This is a genomic window from Brevundimonas sp. (assembly GCF_018608325.1).
Lineage (GTDB): Bacteria > Pseudomonadota > Alphaproteobacteria > Caulobacterales > Caulobacteraceae > Brevundimonas.
The window spans coordinates 1-19,843 of record NZ_JABAZW010000129.1 but is presented as its reverse complement, the minus strand read 5'-3'; the positions used below and the strand labels follow the sequence as shown (position 1 = coordinate 19,843).

Genomic DNA, 19,843 nt, shown 5'->3' with positions numbered 1-19,843 from the left:
TCCGGGGATCAGCGCAGACGGTAGCTGATGGTCGTCACGACCCTGATCTTCTTGTTCAAGGACGAGGATTCATCGCCGGAACCGTCACGCGGCAGAATCTCGAACGATCCCTGACCGGCGGACTTGATGGGGCCCAGCGGTGCGCCGGAATCCTTGGCGAACTGTTCGGCGCCTGTGCGGGCGGCGGCGGTGGCCTCGGCGATCATGGCCGGGCGCACGTCGTTCAGCTTGGTGAAGATGTAGGAGGGACCCTGGAAATCCTGCAGCACCACGCCCTGACGCACCAGATCGTTCAGGCTGCGGGTCGTTGTCTGGACGCGGTCCACATCATTGGTGCGGACGATGACCGTCTGGGCCAGGATGAAGCGCGGGCCACCGGTCTGGCTGGCGTATTCGCGCGAGCGGGTGTCGGCGACTTCCAGTCGTCCCAGATCGACGGATGTGTCCGGATAGTCCTGGGCTTTCAGGAACTGCCGCACCGTGCCCAGATCACCATCGATACGCGCCTGAACCTCGGACAGAACATCGCCAGAGGCTGTGAAACGGATCGGCAGCACCGCCAGATCAGCCTTCACGTCCTTTTCCGCCAAGCCGCGCACGGTGACGGACCGGTCGCCCGCCCGCGCATTGACCACGCCCTGACCGATCAGGGCGCCGCCGCCGATCAGACCGATGGCCAGAAGGCCGCCAACGACGGCGGCGGGGATCAGACGGCTGTTGTCCATGGTTTTGTCCCTTCAGAGGCCTGAGAGGCTACGACGGCTTTCCGTGTTCCGCCACCCAGTCCAGCGCCAGAAGACGACAGGCTGACGCCAGCGGACGCCGTCCACGATTGGCGTCGATGTCGGCCAGCAGTTGCGCCTTGCTGAGGGCGCGGGTCTGGGCGATGCGATCCAGCACCGCCCAGAATTCAGGCTCTAGCGCCACAGAGGTGGCGTGCCCGGCCAGAACGACCGAACGCTTGCTCAGTCCGCTCAACGCACAGACTTCAGCACGATCTCGGCAGATGTGGGGGCGCCATTGGTCAGGATGGCGTGGCGGGTGTCGGTCACAAAGACCAGGGCGCCGGATGGGTCACGGATGTCGGCGCGAACGGCATAGGTGTGGCGCGGATCAATCTCGGCGCTGGAGAAGGCCAGGGTCAGGCGATAGGGGGGCGCGCCGACGATGGGCTCATTCGCTTCGGCCAGAACCCGTGCGGGGGCGTCGGCCAGACTGACGTCCTCGACGCGCACATTCAGCACATGGCCGGGCGGCAGCATGATCCGCTCGCGATAGAAGGCCGTCACGTTCACGACCGTAGTGCCCGTGGTGACATCGGGCGGTCCCACGGGCGTGACCGGCGCCGGCGTTGTGCAGGCGGCCAACGTCAGGGCGGCAGGCAGGATGATCGGGGCGAAGCGCATGGAGAAACTCCTTTTGGACCAGTATGCCACACCGAAGCTTTGCGGGGGAGCGACGCCTTTTGAATACCCGTGATAAGGGACGGTTCCATTCGTTGGAGCCCAAGTTTTGAATCGGTCTTTTGTCGCTGTCGCCGTCACGATATGCGCCCTGATCTGGGGAACGACGTGGTTTGCGATCACCCTGCAGTTGGGTTCGGTGGAGCCGATCGTGTCGGTCGTCTGGCGTTTTGGGCTGGCGGCGGCGGTTCTGTTCGGATTTTGCGCCCTGACCCGACGGCCTCTGCGCCTGTCCCGACGCCAGCATCTGGCGGCCATAGGGCAGGGGGCGTTCGTCTTCGCCGTCAGCTATGCCTTTGTCTATGCGGCGGAGGTACAGGTGGCGTCTGCGGTCGTCGCCGTCATCTTCGCGGCGCTGGCGTTTGTGAACCTGATCCTGTTCCGGGTTCTGGGCGGGCAGAAGGCCTCCACCGCTGCGTGGTGCGGCGCGGCGCTGGGCGTCGTGGGTGTCGGTGTGTTGTCCTTTGGCCAGTTGTCAGAGGCTGGCGCCGGTCTGGATCCTCGGCTGGGGGTGATCTTCGCCATCACCGCAGTACTGGCGTCGGCGCTGGGCAACTGGTTCGCCTGGAAGGGGCAACAGGCAGGCGCGCCGGTCCTGAGCGCGACGGCCTGGGCCATGGCATACGGCACGGCCATGTTGGCGGTTTATGGCGTCGCGACTGGCGTGACATGGCGGATCGAGTTGACGCCGGCCTATGTGCTGTCGCTGCTGTATCTGTCGCTGTTTGGATCAGTGATCGCGTTCGGCCTGTATTTCAGCATCGCACGTCAGCGTGGCTATGCTTTGGCCAGCTACATTTCGGCCCTGACGCCGCCCATCGCCATGTTGGTGTCCGTCTTGTTCGAGGGCGCGCGCTTCGGGTGGACAGCCTTGGTCGGTCTGGCTCTGGTGTTGGTCGGGCAGGTCCTGCTGATACGCTCGCCCAAGGCCTGAGCATCAATCGTCCAGCTTTTGACCGTCCAGCAGGCGGGCCGCGCGCTCTTTTTCTTTAGCCGCCGCCTGTTTCTCCGCCTTTGTGCGTCCGTGAGCCACGCGATTGGCCGAGGCGCGCGAACGGTCTTCAGCCTTGGCGCGGTCTTTTCGAGCCCGGTTCAGGTTCACGATCTCGCCCACAGCCTATTCCTTGGGTTTGTCGGGTTGGGTCGTTTTGGCGGGGTCGGTTTCGGGCGGCAGGGCCAGCGCTGTGGGCACCTGAGCGTCCGGGATGGTCGCGCCTGTGATCAGGGGCTGTCCTTGTGACTGCTGGTCAAGTCTGGTCCAGCCGTCGGATGAACTGCCGCGTTGACGGCCCAGATCGAACATGGCGGTCATCGTCTCCTGATCGAATTTGAGGCTGGAGGCCGAGACATTGTCTGGAATGGCGGACAACGACATATCCAGACCATTGCGTTGGGCGAAGGCGGCGGTGACGGCCAGGTGAATGCGCAACGAGGCCTTGCTCATGCTGTCATAGGTCCGGGCCAGGATGCCCGAAATGCGACCCGGCGTTACGCCGTTGTTACGACCGACCTGTCCGTTGACGATGACATAGAGGGCGCCGACACGTCCCTGGTTGTCGGGGCGGGTCCAAAGCATCAGGTCTTCCGGGATGGCCAGGAAGGGCGTGTTGACCCCGCCGTCCACGTGCATCTCCAGGGCGACCTCATTGTTCGATTGAAGCCCGGCGATCAGCACCGGCGGGAAGACTCCAGGGATACTGGCGGAGGCGACCAGCACCTCCTTGAACAGTTCGCGGGCGTTGTCGTTGCCCTGCGTCGCCAGCAGACCCATGTCCCAGATCACGGTCTCCTCGCTGTCCAGGTCTGTGGTGGCGACCAGAAGCTTGCGTCCGGTGGCGTTCTCGCGGGCGACAGCGGCCATCAGTTCGGGCGTCACGTTCTGGTCGACCAGATCGCGCAGAACCTTGGACGAGAACAGGCTGGGGTTCAGGAAGGCGGCGAAACTGCGCCAGCTCAGAATATTGTCGGCGGCGCCGCTGGTGTAGGCCTGCTGAAGCTCGTCATCCCAGTCGGGACCGAGGTAGGCGAAGGGGGCGGCCAGGGCGCCGGTGCTGACGCCGGTGACGACATCGAACTTGGGTCGATCGCCATGATCGCTCCAGCCCACCAGAACGCCAGCGCCATAGGCTCCGTTGGCGCCGCCGCCAGACAGGGCCAGAATATTGGTCGGATGGTCGCTGCGCAGCCGCCCGCCGATCTCTTGGGTGAAGGCCTCAAGCCGGGCGCTGTCATTGGCGCGGATGCGCGGATCCGCCGCCTTGATCAGTGTGCCGTCGGTAATTCTGAGCGGGCCCACCGGCCGATCCAGGGTTCCGCACGCGGAAAGGGCCAGCGCCATGAGAAGGCCCAGAAGGCCGGTTCCGATCCGTGGCATTCGCTCTGTTCCAACCCTGTTGCGCGCGCCAGCTTTGTACAATCTGGACGGTCCGTCTGTCATCACAGGAAGACGAAGGCGCCGCACGCCAAGCGCCGCGGTTTGAAACTCGCATCTCGCCATCGCGTTTCCAAAAGCAGGACAATCCTGCCCGGAAGGAGAAACGCATGTTTAATTCCTCTCAGATCAAGGAACACCTGGAAGTCGTCGGTTCGGACGGCGGCCATGTCGGTCGTGTCGACCACCTGCTCGGCGACCAGATCGAACTGGCCAAGATGGATCTGGCGGGCGGCTTCAAACACCACATGATCCCGACCAGTTGGGTGGATCGCGTGGACGACAAACATGTCCACCTCAATCTGACCAAGGATGAAGCCAAGTCGCGCTGGACGGAAAGGCCGCACTAGTTTTCATCATCGTCTGACTGAAAAAGGCCCTGCTGTCGCCAGCGGGGCCTTTCGCGTATCTGTGCATGTATCGTGAATAGCGCGGTGTTGGAGCGACCTGCTTGATCCGTCTGATCCTGAATCTGCTGTGGTTTGTCCTTGGAGGATGGCTGTCCGGTCTGCTGTGGCTGTTGGGCGGCGCGATCCTTGGCCTGACCATTGTCGGCCTGCCTTGGACCTTCGCCGCGTGGCGGATCGCCAGCTATTCGTTCTGGCCCTTTGGCCGTGAAGTCGTCTGGCAGGAGGCGCATCCGGTGGCGGGCTGCCTGGGTGTCGTCCTGAACGTCCTCTGGTTCGTCTTTGCAGGGTGGTACATCGCCCTGTCGCATCTGATGATTGCGGTCGCTGAGTTCGTGTCGATCATCGGTATTCCGTTCGCGCTCAAACACCTCGAACTGGCCAAGCTGGCGCTGGCGCCGGTCGGACGCACAATCCGCGACAAGCGATAGTCGCTGCAGAAACGAAAACGGCCGGCTCTCCTGCGAGAACCGGCCGTTTCCTTATGTGGTCGGTGTCGAGGCTCAGCCCGGTGAGATCATCTTCTCGGGGCGGACAGCTTCATCGAACTCGGCGTCGGTCAGATAGCCGCCGCCGACGGCCTCTTCACGCAGGGTGGTGCCGTTCTTGTGCGCGGTCTTGGCGATCTTGGCGCAGATGTCATAGCCCAGCTTGCCGTTCAGCGCGGTGACCAGCATCAGCGAGTTGTTCAGGCCGCGCGCGATATTGTCCTCACGGGCTTCGATGCCGACGACGCAGTTGTCGGTGAAGCTGATGGACGCATCAGCGATCAGGCGCACGGACTGCAGGAAGTTGTAGGCCATCACCGGGTTGTAGACGTTCAGTTCGAAGTGGCCTTGCGAACCGGCGAATGTCAGGGCGGCGTTGTTGCCGAACACCTGGACACAGACCTGGGTCAGGGCTTCGCACTGGGTTGGGTTGACCTTGCCCGGCATGATCGACGAACCCGGTTCGTTCTCCGGCAACGCCAGCTCGCCCAGGCCCGAACGCGGGCCAGAGCCCAGGAAGCGGATGTCGTTGGCGATCTTGAACAGCGAGGCGGCGACCGTGTTGATCGCGCCGTGGCTGAAGACCATGGCGTCGTGCGCGGCCAGAGCCTCGAACTTGTTCGGCGCCGTGGTGAAGGGCAGGCCGGTGATCTCTGCGATCTGGGCTGCGACCTTTTCAGCGAAACCGATGGGGGCGTTCAGGCCGGTGCCGACGGCGGTGCCGCCCTGCGCCAGCTCCATCAGGGCGGGCAGGGTCTGTTCTATGCGCTTGATGCCGTTTTCGACTTGTTGCGCATAGCCGCCGAACTCCTGACCCAGCGTCAGCGGGGTGGCGTCCTGCGTGTGGGTGCGGCCGATCTTGATGATGTGCGCCCAGGCGTCCGACTTGGCCTTCAGCGCGGCGTGCAGGTGCTTCAGCGCGGGCAGCAGGTCGTTGACCACCTGTTCGGCGCAGGCGACGTGCATGGCCGTGGGATAGGTGTCGTTGGACGACTGGCTCATGTTGACGTGGTCGTTGGGGTGGACAGGCTTCTTGGAGCCCATTTCGCCGCCCAGAATCTCGATCGCGCGGTTCGAGATCACCTCGTTGGCGTTCATGTTCGACTGGGTGCCTGAACCCGTCTGCCAGACGACCAGCGGGAAGTGGTCGTTCAGCTTGCCTTCGATGACTTCGTTGGCGGCCTTGACGATGGCGTCGGCCAGACCGGCGTCCAGCTTGCCCAGATCGCGATTGGTCTCGGCGGCGGCGCGCTTGACGATGCCCAGTGCGCGCACGACCGGCAGGGGCTGTTTCTCCCAGCCGATCTTGAAGTTGCCCAGCGACCTCTGCGCCTGGGCGCCCCAGTAGCGATCGGCGGCGACCTCGATGGGGCCGAAGGTGTCGGTTTCGATGCGGACTTTGCTCATGCGCGGGACTCGTCTCTCAGGCGTGGCGATTGGTTGCGCGGCGGTGTAGCACGCGAGTCATGCAGGGCAAGACGAACGGCGATTGGATCGGGACCGGAAAGGTCCGTGCACGTGAAGATGGCGATGCCGTCGAGATCGTCATCGACGGCCTGACGACCCAGGCCAAATACTACAAGCCGCTGGTCTATGAGTTCATGCGCAAGGAATGGTCGTCACGCCCATCGTGGGGGGACCATGTCGTTGAAATCCGCATGGAGCACGTCGGTGATCCGCCGTGGATGGACCTGGATAACCTGGCCAAGGCTCTGCTGGATTCGATCAAGGGCTATCTGTTCCACGACGACAGTCAGGTCGCGCGGTTGTTGGTCGAGCGCAATGAAGGCGAAAAGGAGCGGATCACGATCCGCTCCTATCCACGCGTTCGTTGACGCCTATTTCTTGCGGAACTGATCCAGCGAAACGACCTTCGGACCGTCCGAGATCGGGGGGACGTCCTTGGGCGGGGTCGGCTCTTCCTCGACCGGCTCAACGATTTCCGGCTCTTCGAATTGAAGCAGGAACTGCACGCTCGGGTCATAGAAGCGGGTGATGGCCGAGTAGGGCATGACCAGATGCTTGGGCAGGCCGCCAAAACGCAGCTTGACCGAGAACTGGTCGGCGTCGACGGTCAGGTCTTCATATTGATGCTGCAGCACCACCGTCATTTCCTCGGGATATTTGGCGAGGATGTCGGGCGGAACGCTGACGCCAGAGGCGCGGGTCTTGAACGTGATGTAGAAGTGATGCGCGCCGGGCAGACCTTCGGCCAGCACGTGTTCCAGCGCCGACCGGACGACACCCCGCAGGGCCTCGTGCGCCAGACGCTCGTACTGCATCTCATCGACCGGAGGGGCTTGGTCGCTCATCGTCACCTCATAACCTGAGCGCGACTGATAGCGGCGACGGGCTTCGTGCGAAAGAGACCATTAAGGTGAACCGTCGCGATTTATGGCGATAGACGGATCAGATTCTTGGAAAGTGCCGGGGGTTCTGTTGCCAGGCCCCCCGACGGGCCCCGCCCAAGGATCTGAACCCCTAGGACTTAAGATTCGAAATCACCCGAACCGCATTACGCGGCGAGAGCGACTTCTCCAGCGAAGTTATCGTTCGCAGTTAGAAAATGGCCCGATACGGTGGGCCAGGACGAGCGAAAGCAATCCTCTTTACACGTCCGTCGATGCTAGTCGGCCCCATGCTGCCTCCGCCGATAACGCGGGGAGAAAGTTGGTGGAGCCGCCGGGAATCGCACCCGGGTCCGGTCCGCTTATTACAAGCGCGTTTATCGCTATAGTCCGGCCGAAACCGGACGGACCAAATGTAGGTTCGAATGACGTTTGTCGCAAGTCTCGTCATTCGTGATTGAAAAATGGGCGTAATTTAACTTGCTTAACCACCACCGTCTCTGCGTCCGACGTTCGGATTGTACGGATTGTCGAGGCTCTCACGGAACTGCTGGCTGTCATGACGCAGTCGCTCTCTTTGGGCGGCCGTCATGCAGACTCTCTGGCGACGATTAGTGCCAAGGACGGGTTCGCTGCGACAAATCAAGCGATCTCCAGGTGAAAGAGGCTCAGGTAGCGCTCCCGGGGCGGCAGCAGACACGGGTGTTGTTGGTGCGATTTCGACCGGGCGAGGCTGGGCGCCGCCGTTGTTCACTTGCAGAGTAAGGGCGAGGATTAAAGCAATCATGTGAGGACTCCGATCTACGACCACAATCTTAGATTTTTAATGATGCTTTGAAAATCCAACGGCTCCCAAAAAGTTAGCGTTGCGGTTTTTTGGACGATCTTGTTTCGAGCGGGGGCTCTTGAATGAATGTAATTTTTCATTTCTATGAACGTGGCCAGCCTCGTGTTTGATTGCGAAACCAAGTCAGTTGCCGCTTCGCATAGTTTCGCGTCGCCTGTTTTAGATCTTCGACAGCTTGTTTGCGTGATAAATTGCTGCTGACATAGGCGGCAAGCTCTCTAACGCCGATCGCCTTCATCGCTGGAAGCGCGGGCGACAGGTTGCGAGAGAGAAGCGCTCGAACCTCGTTTAGCGCGCCTTGATCCATCATCTGGTCCACACGTCGGTCGCAGTTATCATAGAGGACGCGACGATCCGGTTCTATCACTACGCTAGTCCAATTGTCCGGTGACAACAGCGGCATCGTTTGAGCCTGCCACCGGCTTAGGGGGTGGCCGCTGGCGGCGTAAACACTCATCGCCCTGATCAAACGCTGTCGATCTCCCCGTTCGATGCTGCGGGCCGCCGGAGAGTCGACCTCGGCCAGACGGGTGCGAAAGGCGGCTTCACCGAGCGCCAGATAATCGGCCTCAACCTGGTCTCGGACCTCGGTGGGCACGTTCGGAATATCGGCCAATCCGCGAGTCAGGGCCGTGAAGTATAGGCCGGTTCCGCCAACCAGTATGACTGGGCGTCTCTCAACGGTGAGCGGTTTCACCATATCAAGTACGGCCCGGCTCCAGTGTCCGACAGACCAGGCCTCCGCCGCGTCCGCCACGCCATACAGCCGGTGATCGGCCTGCGCCTCTTCCTCGATCGATGGGCGGGCCGTCAGGATGCGCAGGTCGGCGTACAGTTGCTGACTGTCAGCATTGATGATCACAGCGTCCGTCTCACGCGCCATCTTTAACGCCAGAGCTGATTTGCCCGAGGCGGTGGGGCCGGCGATCAGGGTGACTAATGGTGGTTGGGACAAATGGAGGCTCGCAGGTCGTGTCCGACGGCGATAGAACGCCCGGCTTATCGCCTGCAAGCGCCCGTCTGATTTTGGGAGACCGCCTTGGTCGAACGTTCCGCCGTCATCGCCGCCCTCGACACTGTCATTGATCCGGTTTCTGGGCAGGGGCTTTATGCTGCTGGACTGGTTCAGGGGCTAGTGGTTGCCGAGGATCGCGCCGGTTTCGCGCTGGAGGTCGACCGCAGTCAGGCCGCGTCTTACGCTCCCGTTCGTGAAGCGGCTGAAGCCGCGCTGAAAGCCATTCCCGGTATGGCGCGGGTGTCGGTCATACTGACGGCGGAGGCCAAGCCGGGACTGAGCAAACCCGCAGGGGCGCCGCGTACCGCTGGCTTGTCCAAGGCCGCTGTTGATCAGGCGCGCGCGAAGGCACCGGTCGCGATTGATCGTCCGGCCCATGTCCGACGCGTCCTGGCGGTCGCCAGCGGCAAGGGCGGTGTGGGTAAGTCCACTGTTGCGGTCAATCTGGCGGCGGCGCTAGCGGCGCGCGGTCTGTCGGTCGGCGTACTGGACGCCGACGTCTATGGGCCGTCGCTGCCGACCATGTTGGGGATCAGCGGCCAGCCGGCCTATGAGGATGGCGCCATTGTTCCGCACGTCGCCCATGGGTTGAAGGCCATGTCCGTTGGTTTGCTGACCAAGATGGACGACGCAATGATCTGGCGCGGGCCGATGGCGTCGCAGGCCATCACCCAGATGCTGACCCAGACGCGCTGGAGCACGGCAGAGGCGCCGCTGGATGTTCTGGTGGTCGACCTGCCGCCCGGCACTGGCGACGTGCAACTGACCCTGATCCAGAAGACGCCGCTGGACGGCGCGGTCATCGTTTCGACCCCGCAGGAAGTGGCGCTGGCGGATGCTCGCCGGGCTCACACCCTATTCCAGCGGGTCAATGTGCCGACACTGGGCCTGATCGAGAACATGAGTGGCTCAGTATTCGGTCAGGGGGGCGCGAAGGCTGAAGCAGAACGCCTGTCGATCCCGTTCCTGGGCGATCTGCCGTTGGATGCGGCGCTGAGGGAAGGCGGAGACGCGGGTCGTCCAGTTGTTGCGGTCGATCCAGATGGGGAGATAGCAGTCCGGTTCGCAACCATTGCCGAGCGCGTAATTTCCGGTCTGAACCTTTAGGAAAAATAGTCGGTCGAAAGGGTTTTCAAACGCAACCCTAATCGCCACCTTGGCCATTACCAATCGCCAATGGAGCGCTTTATGAGCGTCGACGCCCTTTTCCAGCCGTTCAAGATCAAGAACCTGACCCTGCCCAACCGGATCGTCATGGCCCCCATGACCCGGTCATTCTCTCCCAACGGCATCCCGACATCGGACGTCGCGGGCTATTATCGCCGTCGCGCTGAAGGCGGCGTGGGCCTGATCGTCACCGAAGGCACGGTGATCGAACGGCCTGCGGCCCGTAATGACGTCAATGTGCCGGTCTTCCACGGCGACGCGCTGCCCGAATGGAAGTCAGTCGTGGATGAGGTCCACGCTGCGGGCGGTCTGATCGCGCCGCAGATCTGGCACGTCGGTTCGGCCCGTGGTCAGGGCGCGGAATGGGCGCCGCTAGGCAAGGTGGACAGCCCCTCGGGTTTCACCCTACCAGGCAAGGCCAAGTACGAGCCGATGACCGATGAGGACGTGGCCGACACCATCGCCGCCTTCGGAAAATCAGCGCGGGCGGCCAGGGAAATCGGCTTTGACGCCGTCGAGATCCACGGCGCCCACGGCTATCTGATTGACCAGTTCTTCTGGGGCGGGCTGAATGCGCGTGAAGACCGCTGGGGCGGACCGACCATTGCAGACCGCAACCGGTTCGGCGTCGAAGTGGTCAAGGCGATCCGCGAGGGCGTAGGCGACGATATCCCCGTCATCCTGCGCCTGTCGCAGTGGAAACAGCAGGACTATGCGGCGCGTATCGCCGAAACGCCGGACCAGCTAGCCGAATGGCTGACGCCCCTGTCCGATGCGGGCGTCGATGTCTTCCACTGCTCGCAGCGCCGCTTCTGGGAGCCGGAGTTCGAAGGTTCGGACCTGAACTTCGCGGGCTGGGCCAAGAAACTGATCGGTAAGCCGACGATCACGGTTGGATCAGTCGGCCTGGACGGTGAGTTCATTGCAGCCTTCGGCGGTGAAGGCTCGCGCCCTGCATCGCTGGATGGCTTGATCCGTCGTCTGGAAAACGAAGAGTTTGATCTGGTCGCCGTGGGCCGCGCCCTGCTGGCTGACCCGCAATGGGTCAACAAGATCAGGGACGGCCGCACCAGCGAACTGCAGAACTTTGAACGTGAGGCGCTTGCGACACTGTCGTAAGCCAGCGGCGTCGAGCCGGTCTGGTCAGACCGGTTCGACGATCACGCCCGTGCCGTAGCACAAGACTTCGGTCACGCCCGGCATGATCTCGGTGGCGTCATAGCGCACGGCGATGATGGCGTTGGCGCCATGCGCTTCGGCGTGTTTGACCAGTTCGTCATAGGCTTCCTGACGACCGGCCTCGGCCAGTTTTACATAGGCGCCGACGCGCCCGCCCAGCATCGACTGGACCCCGCCGATGGCGTCGGAAATGGCGTTGCGCGAACGCACCGTCACGCCGCGCACCAGGCCGATATGACGGGTGACGCGGAAGCCGGGCAGGTCGTTGGTGGTGGTGACGTACATGAAAGTCTCCTAGCGGCGGTCAAGAACGCGGAAGGTGAAGGCGTGATCGTCCTTTTCACCCGCCGGGCGGGATTCGGACGATGTCTCAATCCAGTCTGTCTGATCAAACGGCGGAAATACGGCGTCGCCTTCCGGGCTGGCGTCCACCTCGGTGATGTAGAGCCGTTTGGCGCGGGGCAGGGCGGCTTCGAACAGGGCGGTACCGCCGATGATGCAGATTTCATCGACGCCGTCTTCTTGCGCCGTCTCGCGGGCGATCTCGATGGCCTCGTCCAGGGTGAAGCAGACCAGCGCGCCCTTGGCCATGCCGTCAGGTTCGTAGGATTCGTCCTTGGTCAGCACGATGTTCAAGCGACCGGGCAGGGGCTTGAGCGGCAGGCTTTCCCAAGTCTTGCGACCCATCAGGCACGGCTTCCCGACCGTGATGGCCTTGAAGCGTTGAAGGTCCGAACGCAGCCGCCAGGGCAGGTCGCCGTCACGGCCGATGACGTTGTTTCGTCCACGAGCGACGACGAGGGAAATCTTTGGCTGGGGCAAGAACCGGCACCGTATCCGTGCGTTGGAGGAGGCCATTCAATGAACGCGAGCCTGTCTGTGAGCAAGTACGTCCCCGCCATCGTCGTCGGTTTCCTTGTCGCCTTCGTGGTGTCGGCCGGATTCTCGATGTTGTTGAGATCCGCAGGGGTGACTCCCGGTATGACGCCAATGTTCATTGGCGGTTTCTTGGGCATATTCACCGCCTACATCATGGCCAATCTGGCCGGGACGAAGCGTGGAAAGGCAGCGACGGCGGAGCAGAAACAGGCTGTGCTGGATTTCCGCCCTGAGCCTGGAAAGGCGATGCTGATCGTCTTTCGCGAAGGCTTTGTGGGCATGGCGGCGGGCATGGACCTGCTGGTAGACGACCAGTTTGTCGCCCAGCTGAAAAGTCCGCGCTTCACCGCTGTTTCCGTCGAGCCGGGCGGGCATCAGATTTCGATGGCCTTCGGCGGTCTGGCCGCCAAGCAGAACAAGCCGACGCTGGAGGGCTTCATCGCCGCGCCGGGCGAGATCATCGCCTTTCGGGCGACGATGGCGATGGGGGCGTTGAAGAACCGCATCCTGCTTGAGCGGGTCGACAGCCGCGACACCCTGACCTTGCGCCTGACGCCGATGACGATGATCGCGCCAGCGGCGTGAAAGCGGTCGGGGATGGCGACAAGCCATCCCCGACTTTGACGCATCAGGCGTCGGGTTCGAGCAGTTTTAGGCGGAAGAAGGCCGCGCCGATGACGGCGCCGATGGCCGGGGCGACGAAGAAGACCCAGACCTGAGACAGGGCCTGGCCGCCCGCCAGAACAGCGGGACCGAAGCTGCGCGCCGGGTTGACGGATACGCCGGTCACCTGAATGCCGACGATGTGGATCACCGCCAGGGTGATGCCGATGGAGACGCCGGCGAAGGCGCCATGCCCCTTGGCGCCGGTCACGCCCAGAATGGCGATGACGAAGATGGCTGTTGCAACGATTTCAAAGATCAGGGCCGCGTGAAGACCGTAACCGCCGGGTGATCCGGCGTCGAAGCCGTTCTGGCCCAGGTTGGCGAAGCCGGTCTTGGCGATCAGGCCAAGGATGGCCGCACCGATGACAGCGCCGATGAATTGGGCGACCCAATAGACCAGCATGTCCTTGGCGCTGATCCGTCCGGCGACGAAGGCGCCCAGACTGACTGCCGGATTGACGTGGCAACCCGAGATCGGCCCGATGCCGTAAGCCATGGCGATGATGGCGAAGCCGAACGCCAGGGCGATGCCCAACTGACCGACATGGTCAAAACCGCCCAGGACGGCGGCGCCGCAACCGAAAAGCACGAGAACTGCGGTTCCGACCAATTCGGCCGTGAACTTCTTCAACATGAGAGTTTCCCCCGTTCTTCACCCGCACCATCGCGGATGAGCAGAGGGTGCTCTGAAAACCCTCGGTTGACCACACATCGTTACGACTTGTGTTCCAACCACTTGAGCCATTTTCGCTGCATCGCCTGATCCAGATCGATTCCCGCTCTGGCGCAGTAGATCAGCAGCATGCCCAGCACATCCGCCGCCTCGTCACCCAGAGCCTGAGGATCCGGCGCACCGCGCGCTCGGCTGGACAGACGCAGATGCTCGGCGGTCAGTTCGCCCAGTTCCTCCTGCAGCTTCAGCAGCGCCCAGTCGCGGTCACGGTCGATGCTGTGTTCAGCCGCGTAGATGTCGGAAATGCGCAGGACATCCGCCTGCAGGGCCTTCAAATCCATCAGACTGCGACGACTGCCTTGATGTGCGGCCAGGCCTGATAGTCGTTCAGGGTGAAGTCGGCCAGTTCGTAGGCGAACAGGTCGGCCTTGGGCGACAGGCTCATGGTCGGCAGGGGCAGGGGCTCGCGCGTCAGTTGAAGCTCGGCCTGTTCCAGATGGTTCAGATACAGGTGGGCGTCACCGAAGGTGTGGACGAACTCGCCCGGCTCCAGACCCACGACCTGGGCGACCATCAGGGTCAGCAGAGCGTAGGAGGCGATGTTGAACGGCACGCCCAGGAAGATGTCGGCGCTGCGCTGATACAGCTGGCAGCTGAGTTTTCCGTCTGCGACGAAGAACTGGAACAGGCAGTGGCAGGGCGGCAGGGCCATGTCATCCACGTCCGCCGGGTTCCAGGCGCTGACGATGTGACGGCGGCCGTTCGGATTGGTCTTGAGACCGTGAACCAGTTTTTCGATCTGGTCGATGACGCGGCCGTCCGGCGCGGTCCATGAGCGCCACTGCTTGCCATAGACGGGGCCAAGTTCGCCCTCGGCATCGGCCCATTCATCCCAGATGCGGACCCCGTTTTCCTTGAGCCAGCCGATGTTCGTCTCGCCGCGCAGGAACCACAGCAGTTCGATGATGATCGAACGCAGATGCAGCTTCTTTGTCGTCAGGACGGGGAAGCCCTTGGCCAGATCAAAGCGGATCTGACGCCCGAAAACGCCCAGAGTGCCGGTGCCGGTGCGATCATCACGCCGCACGCCGTTTTCGAGAATGTCGCGCAGCAGATTCAGATACTGCCACTCGGGATGATCCGTCGGCGCAGCGTCCGTGCGAGCCTGAAGTTCAGCGGGGGCGACCTGAGCGTTCATGCGGGAAGCTTGCCTCAGATTGCGTGATTCGAAATTCAAATCCGGTGACCGCCCGGGCAGCGTCCACAGGAAAGCGAATCATCCTTCGCCATTCCAGCGTTGCGAACGAAAAAGCCCGCCGATTTCTCGACGGGCTTTTGAGTGGGATCAGTTGGCGAGGCGTTCGCCTTGCAGCCAGCCGATATTGTCGTCCGCGTCCAGCACCTCGATCCATGCGCCCTCGGTCTTGCCGGTGGGGAAGACGACGGTGTCAGCCGCCAGAGGCCGGACGGGGGCGCCGTCCGGCGCCGTGCGCAACACGGCGGGCAGTTGCAGGCGGCGGCTGGAAAGGCTGGGGGCCGCCGCGCGACGCATGTCTTCTTCACGACGGACTTCGTCGCGAATGCGGTTGCGTTCGGCTTCACGTTCACGATCCGCGCGTTCCTGTTCGCGGCGTGCAGCCTGGGCTTGACGGGCGTTTTCGGCTTCGCGTTCGGCGGCCTCGGCGCGAATGGCTTCGCGGTTGGCGCGCGTGACTTCCGGCGTCGTCGCGCCCATGCCGCCCAGTTGGGTCACCAGATCGCCGTAACCGCGAACCAGCGCCAGGGCGATGGTCTTGCCTTCGTCCTCAGTCTCATAGCCCGCGCCGACGCGTCCGCCGAACTGGTTGTCGCGGATGCGCAGGCGACGGACGTCGTCCTTGCTCGCCGTTGCGCGCGAGTGGCCGACGGTTTCCGCCAGAGGCACGCTGGCCAGCGAGAAGACTATCTGAGCGTCTTCCTTACCGCGCCCGATGTCCTTCTTCATGTCGCGGATGCGGTTTGCGGTGCTGGCGTTCAGTTGTTGCGCTTGCTGTTGCTGCTGTTGGCCGCCCTGACCGACCACGCCGGATGCGGCGTTGGCGGCCATGTTCAGGGCCTGCATCTGCATGGGGTTAAGGCCGGTTTGACCGCCCAAACCTCCAAGACCGCCCAGGCCTCCGAACCCGCCCATGCCAGAGTCGCCGGTCAGGCTGCCGGCTGCTGCTGCGACGCCGGCATTAAGAAGGGCGCGGCCACCCGTTGCGGCCAGGCCTCGCAGCATTCCCGAGCGACGCTCTTCCGTAGCGGCGTCGATCGGGTTGGCTAGTTCGGCAACCAGAACAAAATCAGCGGTGCGCGCGCGTGCTGCTCCGCTCAGGCTGCGTTCGCGCTCGACGACATCAAGGCCGGGGCCACGTTCGATAAGGGTGAAGCAGCCCGATTCCCTAATGACGGTGCGCAGCAGTTCAGTCGGCGTTCCCATGCCCATCTGGCTGAACAGGACGCCTTGGGTTTCGGCAATGGCCACAGTGCCCAGGTTCTGGGTGCAGCGTGGTGTTTCGTTGATGACGGGCGCTGGCGCGCTATTGTTGTTCCGGCGGCCCAGAATTTGAGCCTCCGCTGCGGTCGAGAAGGTGAGTGTCAGCGCGACGGCAGCGCTCAGGCCGCGAACAAAATGTGGCATGATTCCAGCGAACAGTTGTCAAAAAACGGCGGGATTTAGCTTTGTTGTTCTAAAAAAACAACCGTTCAGTTTGTCGCTGTCAGCCGCCGAAACCGCCTTCGTCAAGAAACGCCTGCTCGCCCGGCGTCGTTTCGCGCCCCAGACAGGCGTTGCGGTGCGGGAAGCGACCGAAGCGGACGATGATGTCGCGGTGGACGCCGCCCCATTTCTCTAGCTCTGCGTCGCCGGTGACCAGTTCCATATAGCGGTCCTGATCCTCGATCTGTTCAGAGTGTTCGAACGGCAGGAGCAGGAAGTTCATGAGGTCTGGCTCGACCTGCAGATGGAAGCCGCGCTCGACCGCCTGTTTGGCGAACATCAGGGCCAGAGGATCAGTGGCGAACTGGTGCGCCGTGCCACGGAAGCTGTTGCGCGGGTACTGGTCCAGCAGGATCAGCAAGGCCAGCGCGCCCTCGGCTGTCTGCATCCAGTCGTCCAGTTCGCGCCGGGCGGCGGTCCAGTGGGCGGCGCGGCAGCTGTCGCGGAAGACGGTGTCGAAGGCCTCGTCCTTGGCGAACCACTTGGCGGGACCGGCTTCTTTCCAGAAGGCGACGACGGCGGATGGGGTTATGAGAACGGTCATGACCCAGACCCTACCCAATCCGCTGCCCGTCTTCCATGACCGCGATTGCGACCTGTCGATCATACGCAACAAGCGTGTCGCCGTGATCGGCTACGGCAGCCAGGGGCGCACCCACGCGCTGAACCTGCGTGATTCCGGCGTTTCCGACATCGTGGTCGGGTTGAAAGCCGATTCCAGGACACGGGAACTGGCGCGGACCGACGGATTCGTCGTCATGACGGCGAGCGAGGCGACGGTGGGCGCCGATGTGGTGGCGGTGATGACCTCGGACGAGGCGCACCGCGACCTGTGGCGCGACGAACTGGAGCCGAACATCAAGCCTGGCGCGGCATTGGTCTTTGCACACGGCCTGTCGGTGCGATTCGAACTGGTGAAACCGCGCGCCGATCTGGACGTGATCCTGGCCTCGCCCAAGGGAATCGGGCCGCGCATCCGCGACCTTTATGAAGCCGGGGAGGGCGTCTTCTGCCTGTTCGGCGTGAATAAGGACGCCACGGGCGGCGCACATGCGCTGGGCCTGTCCTATGCGGCGGCGCTGGGCTGCGGTCGAAAGGGGATTCTGGAGACCACCATGCGCGACGAATGCGAGAGCGATCTGTTCGGGGAACAGGTGGTTCTGTGCGGGGGAATCGCCGAGCTGATCGATTCGGCGTTCATGAAGCTGGTGGACGCCGGTTATCCGCCCGAAGTCGCCTGGTTCGAATGTTTCTATGAAACCAAGCTGGTCACCGACCTGATGTACGAACGTGGAATCGCAGGCGCTTTCGCCAAGATTTCCAATACGGCCGAGTACGGCGCCTATCTGACCGGGCCGCGCATCATCAATCCAGCGTCGCAGGCGGCGATGGATCAGGTTCTGGCCGAGGTGCAGGGCGGCGGCTTTGTGAAACGTCTGATGGCCGACTATGACGCCGGGTCGCCGGACCTGCTGGCGCGCCGCAAGGCGCTGGGCCTGCGCACTATCGAACAGGTTGGCGCGCACCTGAATCTGGTCGCCAAGGCGGCGAATGACGCATGAAAGCTGGCCCCGAAGGGGTGGGCTTAACGTATTGATTTAAATGAAGAGAAGATGGTCGGAGTGAGAGGATTCGAACCTCCGACCCCTGCGTCCCGAACGCAGTGCTCTACCAGGCTGAGCCACACTCCGACCGTGGGGACGGGCCTTGCGGCGTCGCCCCGAAGTGAGGACGCGGCTTATAGCCATGAGATTCCAACGCCGCAAGCGCCCATTTCACCCTTTTTTCGGACGACGAAAATTGTCTTGAAAGAGGGTGTTGCATCCCAAAACGGTTTGGCCTATCTGACCGCCTCCGCCGCAGAGACGTGGCGGAAACGCCGGACCTGCTGGGGAATGGTGTAATGGTAACACTCCGGTTTTTGGTACCGTCATTCTAGGTTCGAGTCCTAGTTCCCCAGCCACCGCCCTGTAAGGGCTTGAGCGTTTTCCACCCCTCCTGAGGGAGGTGGGTTTTACACTGGGCTTTACCGTTGCCGTTCTGTTCTGGGTTTCCCGGAGCCTGGCGATCATGCCCAACCCGATAGATTCGCCTGTGACGTAACGTCGGGCGATCTCCTTCACCCGCTTCAACTCCCAGCCCAGTATCGTCGCCACATCGTCGAGCGGCAGGCCGGGCAAGACGCCAGTTGAGATCGCTAGAGAACTTTCGTTATGGCTGGATGCGAAGCGGTGTGCGCGTCACCTCGCAAGGCATCGGCCTGCTTCTGAAGCGTGGTGGCGACGCGTTCGGCCTGTTGGCGGAGTTTGAACGGGAATGTCCGTGCTCGCCCAGCGTGACGCACCAGCCGTCGATTACTGCGACGACGCGGTATCGGCGGGGGCTGGACGGAGTTGCAGTGTGGCCGTCGACAAAGCCGCTCATCATTGTTCGCGATCCTGCCATTTGACGGGGCGAACGCCGAAGGCGAAGCCGACCAGGGCCATGGTCATTCGCCAGATATCCTGTGCAGCAGGTTTGGCGGTCAGGGAGTGTTGCAACAGGCTGGATCGGCTCATGAAGAGCTCCTTTCGTCACGATGAAAGCCTGATCGCCCGTAAGCGGGCGATGCCATTCCACGGTCCGGGCGTAAGGCGAACATAAGGGGCTCTTTACGCGCGCCTTATGTACGGGCGCTGATTCCGCATCGCCCGCTTACGCCGTTCAGGCGTCTGTTCCAGCACCAACTAAGCTGGAGGCTTTCGGCATGGCCGATGTGATCTTTCTGGCGATTGGCGGCGGGGCCTTTCTGGCGTTCGCCGCTTTCGCTGCTGCAATGAACAGGATGTGACGATGTTGCTGAACATCCTGTGGGGTGCGGGCGCCCTCGTTATCGCCGGCTATATGGTCGCGGCCCTGCTGCGGCCCGAGCGGTTCTGAGCGGAGCCGCCATCATGAATATTCAAGGATGGGCGGAAATCGCCCTGACCCTAGGTCTGTCGGTCCTGCTGGCCTGGCCGATCGGGGTCTATATGTCGCGTGTCTGGAACGGCGAACGCACCTGGCTGGACCCGGTGCTGAAGCCGGTTGAAGGCATCTTTTATCGCGCCGCCGGGGTCGATGAGAAACGCAGCCAGGGTTGGCTGAGTTATGTGGGCGCGCTGCTGGCGTTCAACCTCGTCGGCTTCCTGGTTTTGTACACGATGCTGCGCCTGCAAGGCGTTCTGCCGATGAACCCTCAGGGGTTCGGGGGGGTAAGCCCACACCTGGCGTTCAACACCGCCGTCAGCTTTGTCACCAACACAAACTGGCAAAGTTACAGTGGTGAAACCGCCCTATCCACCTTCAGCCAGATGGTCGGCCTGACGGTTCAGAACTTTGTTTCGGCCGCCACAGGAGCGACGATTGCAGCAGCGCTTGCACGCGCCTTCATCGCAGATCGTGGCAAGGGCGTCGGCAACTTCTGGGCCGATCTCACGCGCACCAGCCTGTATGTTCTGTTGCCCATCTCCTTCGTCGTCGCCGTTGCCCTGGCTGGCCTGGGCGTCGTTCAGTCGCTGG

26 protein-coding genes, 2 tRNA genes and 1 other RNA gene are annotated in these 19,843 nt (G+C 62.7%); 11 read left to right on the top strand and 18 right to left on the bottom strand.

Annotated elements, in window-relative coordinates; translation table 11 throughout:
• Positions 1-8 precede the first annotated feature (8 nt).
• From QZ281_RS12545 to QZ281_RS12535, 3 genes are read right to left on the bottom strand one after another with little or no spacing between them, the layout of a single operon-like run.
• The gene (locus QZ281_RS12545; protein WP_292228854.1) at positions 9-725 is read right to left on the bottom strand and encodes an SIMPL domain-containing protein; all 717 of its coding nucleotides are present in this window, start codon (positions 723-725) and stop codon (positions 9-11) included.
• Positions 726-753: 28 nt separating this feature from the next.
• Positions 754-978, bottom strand: a complete 225-nt coding sequence (locus tag QZ281_RS12540) for a ribbon-helix-helix domain-containing protein (protein ID WP_292228852.1) — start codon at positions 976-978, stop codon at positions 754-756.
• Entirely contained in the window at positions 975-1,406 is a 432-nt protein-coding gene (locus tag QZ281_RS12535; RefSeq protein ID WP_292228851.1) for a YbaY family lipoprotein, read from the bottom strand. The genes QZ281_RS12540 and QZ281_RS12535 overlap by 4 nt, the downstream gene beginning before the upstream one ends.
• Positions 1,407-1,512: 106 nt before the next feature.
• Here QZ281_RS12535 and QZ281_RS12530 point away from each other — a divergent pair, with 106 nt between their 5' ends.
• A complete protein-coding gene (locus QZ281_RS12530; protein WP_292228849.1) occupies positions 1,513-2,397 on the top strand; it encodes an EamA family transporter in 885 nt (294 codons plus the stop codon).
• A 3-nt stretch (positions 2,398-2,400) separates the two neighbouring features.
• On the opposite strand, the gene QZ281_RS12525 is transcribed toward QZ281_RS12530, so the two are convergent.
• Both QZ281_RS12525 and QZ281_RS12520 read right to left on the bottom strand, forming a co-directional pair.
• Positions 2,401-2,577: a DUF4169 family protein gene (locus QZ281_RS12525; RefSeq protein WP_292228847.1), complete on the bottom strand. Its 177-nt coding sequence runs from the start codon at positions 2,575-2,577 to the stop codon at positions 2,401-2,403.
• Positions 2,578-2,580: 3 nt separating this feature from the next.
• A complete protein-coding gene (locus QZ281_RS12520; protein ID WP_292228846.1) occupies positions 2,581-3,837 on the bottom strand; it encodes a patatin-like phospholipase family protein in 1,257 nt (418 codons plus the stop codon).
• A gap of 167 nt (positions 3,838-4,004) precedes the next feature.
• Here QZ281_RS12520 and QZ281_RS12515 point away from each other — a divergent pair, with 167 nt between their 5' ends.
• Together QZ281_RS12515 and QZ281_RS12510 are read left to right on the top strand one after the other, a co-directional pair.
• The gene (locus QZ281_RS12515) at positions 4,005-4,244 is read left to right on the top strand and encodes a DUF2171 domain-containing protein (RefSeq protein ID WP_292228845.1); all 240 of its coding nucleotides are present in this window, start codon (positions 4,005-4,007) and stop codon (positions 4,242-4,244) included.
• A 101-nt stretch (positions 4,245-4,345) separates the two neighbouring features.
• Positions 4,346-4,732: a YccF domain-containing protein gene (locus tag QZ281_RS12510; RefSeq protein WP_292228843.1), complete on the top strand. Its 387-nt coding sequence runs from the start codon at positions 4,346-4,348 to the stop codon at positions 4,730-4,732.
• Positions 4,733-4,804: 72 nt separating this feature from the next.
• Here QZ281_RS12510 and fumC read toward each other — a convergent pair whose 3' ends face one another.
• Positions 4,805-6,196, bottom strand: coding sequence for a class II fumarate hydratase (gene fumC, locus QZ281_RS12505; RefSeq protein WP_292228841.1), 1,392 nt, complete (start codon positions 6,194-6,196; stop codon positions 4,805-4,807).
• Positions 6,197-6,255: 59 nt separating this feature from the next.
• On the opposite strand from fumC, the gene QZ281_RS12500 reads away from it, so the two are divergent.
• On the top strand, positions 6,256-6,624 hold the full coding sequence (locus tag QZ281_RS12500; protein ID WP_292228838.1) for a RusA family crossover junction endodeoxyribonuclease: 369 nt from the start codon (positions 6,256-6,258) through the stop codon (positions 6,622-6,624).
• Positions 6,625-6,627: 3 nt separating this feature from the next.
• Here QZ281_RS12500 and QZ281_RS12495 read toward each other — a convergent pair whose 3' ends face one another.
• From QZ281_RS12495 to miaA, 3 genes are all read right to left on the bottom strand, one after another.
• Entirely contained in the window at positions 6,628-7,101 is a 474-nt protein-coding gene (locus QZ281_RS12495; protein WP_292228836.1) for a ClpXP protease specificity-enhancing factor SspB, read from the bottom strand.
• Positions 7,102-7,212: 111 nt separating this feature from the next.
• Positions 7,213-7,582: a transfer-messenger RNA gene (gene ssrA / locus QZ281_RS12490) on the bottom strand.
• Positions 7,583-8,066: 484 nt separating this feature from the next.
• The gene (gene miaA, locus QZ281_RS12485) at positions 8,067-8,939 is read right to left on the bottom strand and encodes a tRNA (adenosine(37)-N6)-dimethylallyltransferase MiaA (protein ID WP_292228834.1); all 873 of its coding nucleotides are present in this window, start codon (positions 8,937-8,939) and stop codon (positions 8,067-8,069) included.
• A gap of 84 nt (positions 8,940-9,023) precedes the next feature.
• Here miaA and QZ281_RS12480 point away from each other — a divergent pair, with 84 nt between their 5' ends.
• On the top strand, positions 9,024-10,106 hold the full coding sequence (locus tag QZ281_RS12480) for an Mrp/NBP35 family ATP-binding protein (protein WP_292228832.1): 1,083 nt from the start codon (positions 9,024-9,026) through the stop codon (positions 10,104-10,106).
• Between the two features lie 81 nt (positions 10,107-10,187).
• Positions 10,188-11,285, top strand: coding sequence for an NADH:flavin oxidoreductase (locus tag QZ281_RS12475; RefSeq protein ID WP_292228830.1), 1,098 nt, complete (start codon positions 10,188-10,190; stop codon positions 11,283-11,285).
• A 24-nt stretch (positions 11,286-11,309) separates the two neighbouring features.
• Here QZ281_RS12475 and QZ281_RS12470 read toward each other — a convergent pair whose 3' ends face one another.
• Together QZ281_RS12470 and QZ281_RS12465 are read right to left on the bottom strand one after the other, a co-directional pair.
• Positions 11,310-11,630: a YbjQ family protein gene (locus tag QZ281_RS12470; RefSeq protein ID WP_201100959.1), complete on the bottom strand. Its 321-nt coding sequence runs from the start codon at positions 11,628-11,630 to the stop codon at positions 11,310-11,312.
• A 9-nt stretch (positions 11,631-11,639) separates the two neighbouring features.
• Positions 11,640-12,167 carry a dihydrofolate reductase gene (locus QZ281_RS12465; protein ID WP_292228828.1) on the bottom strand — a complete coding sequence of 176 codons (528 nt, stop codon included), beginning with the start codon at positions 12,165-12,167 and terminating at the stop codon, positions 11,640-11,642.
• A 57-nt stretch (positions 12,168-12,224) separates the two neighbouring features.
• Here QZ281_RS12465 and QZ281_RS12460 point away from each other — a divergent pair, with 57 nt between their 5' ends.
• Positions 12,225-12,809 (top strand): hypothetical protein, encoded by a 585-nt coding sequence (locus QZ281_RS12460; RefSeq protein WP_292228826.1) that lies wholly within the window; start codon positions 12,225-12,227, stop codon positions 12,807-12,809.
• A gap of 43 nt (positions 12,810-12,852) precedes the next feature.
• Here QZ281_RS12460 and QZ281_RS12455 read toward each other — a convergent pair whose 3' ends face one another.
• From QZ281_RS12455 to QZ281_RS12435, 5 genes are all read right to left on the bottom strand, one after another.
• Complete coding sequence (locus tag QZ281_RS12455) at positions 12,853-13,524, bottom strand: aquaporin (protein ID WP_292228824.1); 672 nt, start codon at positions 13,522-13,524, stop codon at positions 12,853-12,855.
• Positions 13,525-13,604: 80 nt separating this feature from the next.
• Positions 13,605-13,904, bottom strand: a complete 300-nt coding sequence (locus QZ281_RS12450) for a phosphoribosyl-ATP pyrophosphohydrolase (RefSeq protein ID WP_292228822.1) — start codon at positions 13,902-13,904, stop codon at positions 13,605-13,607.
• Positions 13,904-14,761: a thymidylate synthase gene (locus QZ281_RS12445; RefSeq protein ID WP_292228820.1), complete on the bottom strand. Its 858-nt coding sequence runs from the start codon at positions 14,759-14,761 to the stop codon at positions 13,904-13,906. The genes QZ281_RS12450 and QZ281_RS12445 overlap by 1 nt, the downstream gene beginning before the upstream one ends.
• 147 nt (positions 14,762-14,908) lie before the next feature.
• Positions 14,909-16,225, bottom strand: coding sequence for a hypothetical protein (locus QZ281_RS12440; protein WP_292228818.1), 1,317 nt, complete (start codon positions 16,223-16,225; stop codon positions 14,909-14,911).
• A gap of 79 nt (positions 16,226-16,304) precedes the next feature.
• Positions 16,305-16,847: a DUF924 family protein gene (locus tag QZ281_RS12435; RefSeq protein ID WP_292228816.1), complete on the bottom strand. Its 543-nt coding sequence runs from the start codon at positions 16,845-16,847 to the stop codon at positions 16,305-16,307.
• On the opposite strand from QZ281_RS12435, the gene ilvC reads away from it, so the two are divergent.
• Entirely contained in the window at positions 16,846-17,865 is a 1,020-nt protein-coding gene (gene ilvC, locus QZ281_RS12430) for a ketol-acid reductoisomerase (RefSeq protein ID WP_292228814.1), read from the top strand. The two genes, QZ281_RS12435 and ilvC, sit on opposite strands and share 2 nt — an antisense overlap.
• 52 nt (positions 17,866-17,917) lie before the next feature.
• On the opposite strand, the gene QZ281_RS12425 is transcribed toward ilvC, so the two are convergent.
• Positions 17,918-17,994, bottom strand: a tRNA-Pro gene (locus QZ281_RS12425).
• 198 nt (positions 17,995-18,192) lie between these two features.
• On the opposite strand from QZ281_RS12425, the gene QZ281_RS12420 reads away from it, so the two are divergent.
• A tRNA-Gln gene (locus QZ281_RS12420) sits at positions 18,193-18,266 on the top strand.
• A 460-nt stretch (positions 18,267-18,726) separates the two neighbouring features.
• Here the strand turns inward: QZ281_RS12420 and QZ281_RS12415 are convergent.
• Positions 18,727-18,861, bottom strand: a complete 135-nt coding sequence (locus QZ281_RS12415) for a hypothetical protein (RefSeq protein WP_292228813.1) — start codon at positions 18,859-18,861, stop codon at positions 18,727-18,729.
• 274 nt (positions 18,862-19,135) lie between these two features.
• Between QZ281_RS12415 and QZ281_RS12410 the strand changes: the two genes are divergently transcribed.
• The gene (locus QZ281_RS12410; protein ID WP_236261045.1) at positions 19,136-19,222 is read left to right on the top strand and encodes a potassium-transporting ATPase subunit F; all 87 of its coding nucleotides are present in this window, start codon (positions 19,136-19,138) and stop codon (positions 19,220-19,222) included.
• A gap of 14 nt (positions 19,223-19,236) precedes the next feature.
• A partial coding sequence (locus tag QZ281_RS12405) for a potassium-transporting ATPase subunit KdpA (protein WP_292228810.1) occupies positions 19,237-19,843 on the top strand: 607 nt, incomplete at its 3' end.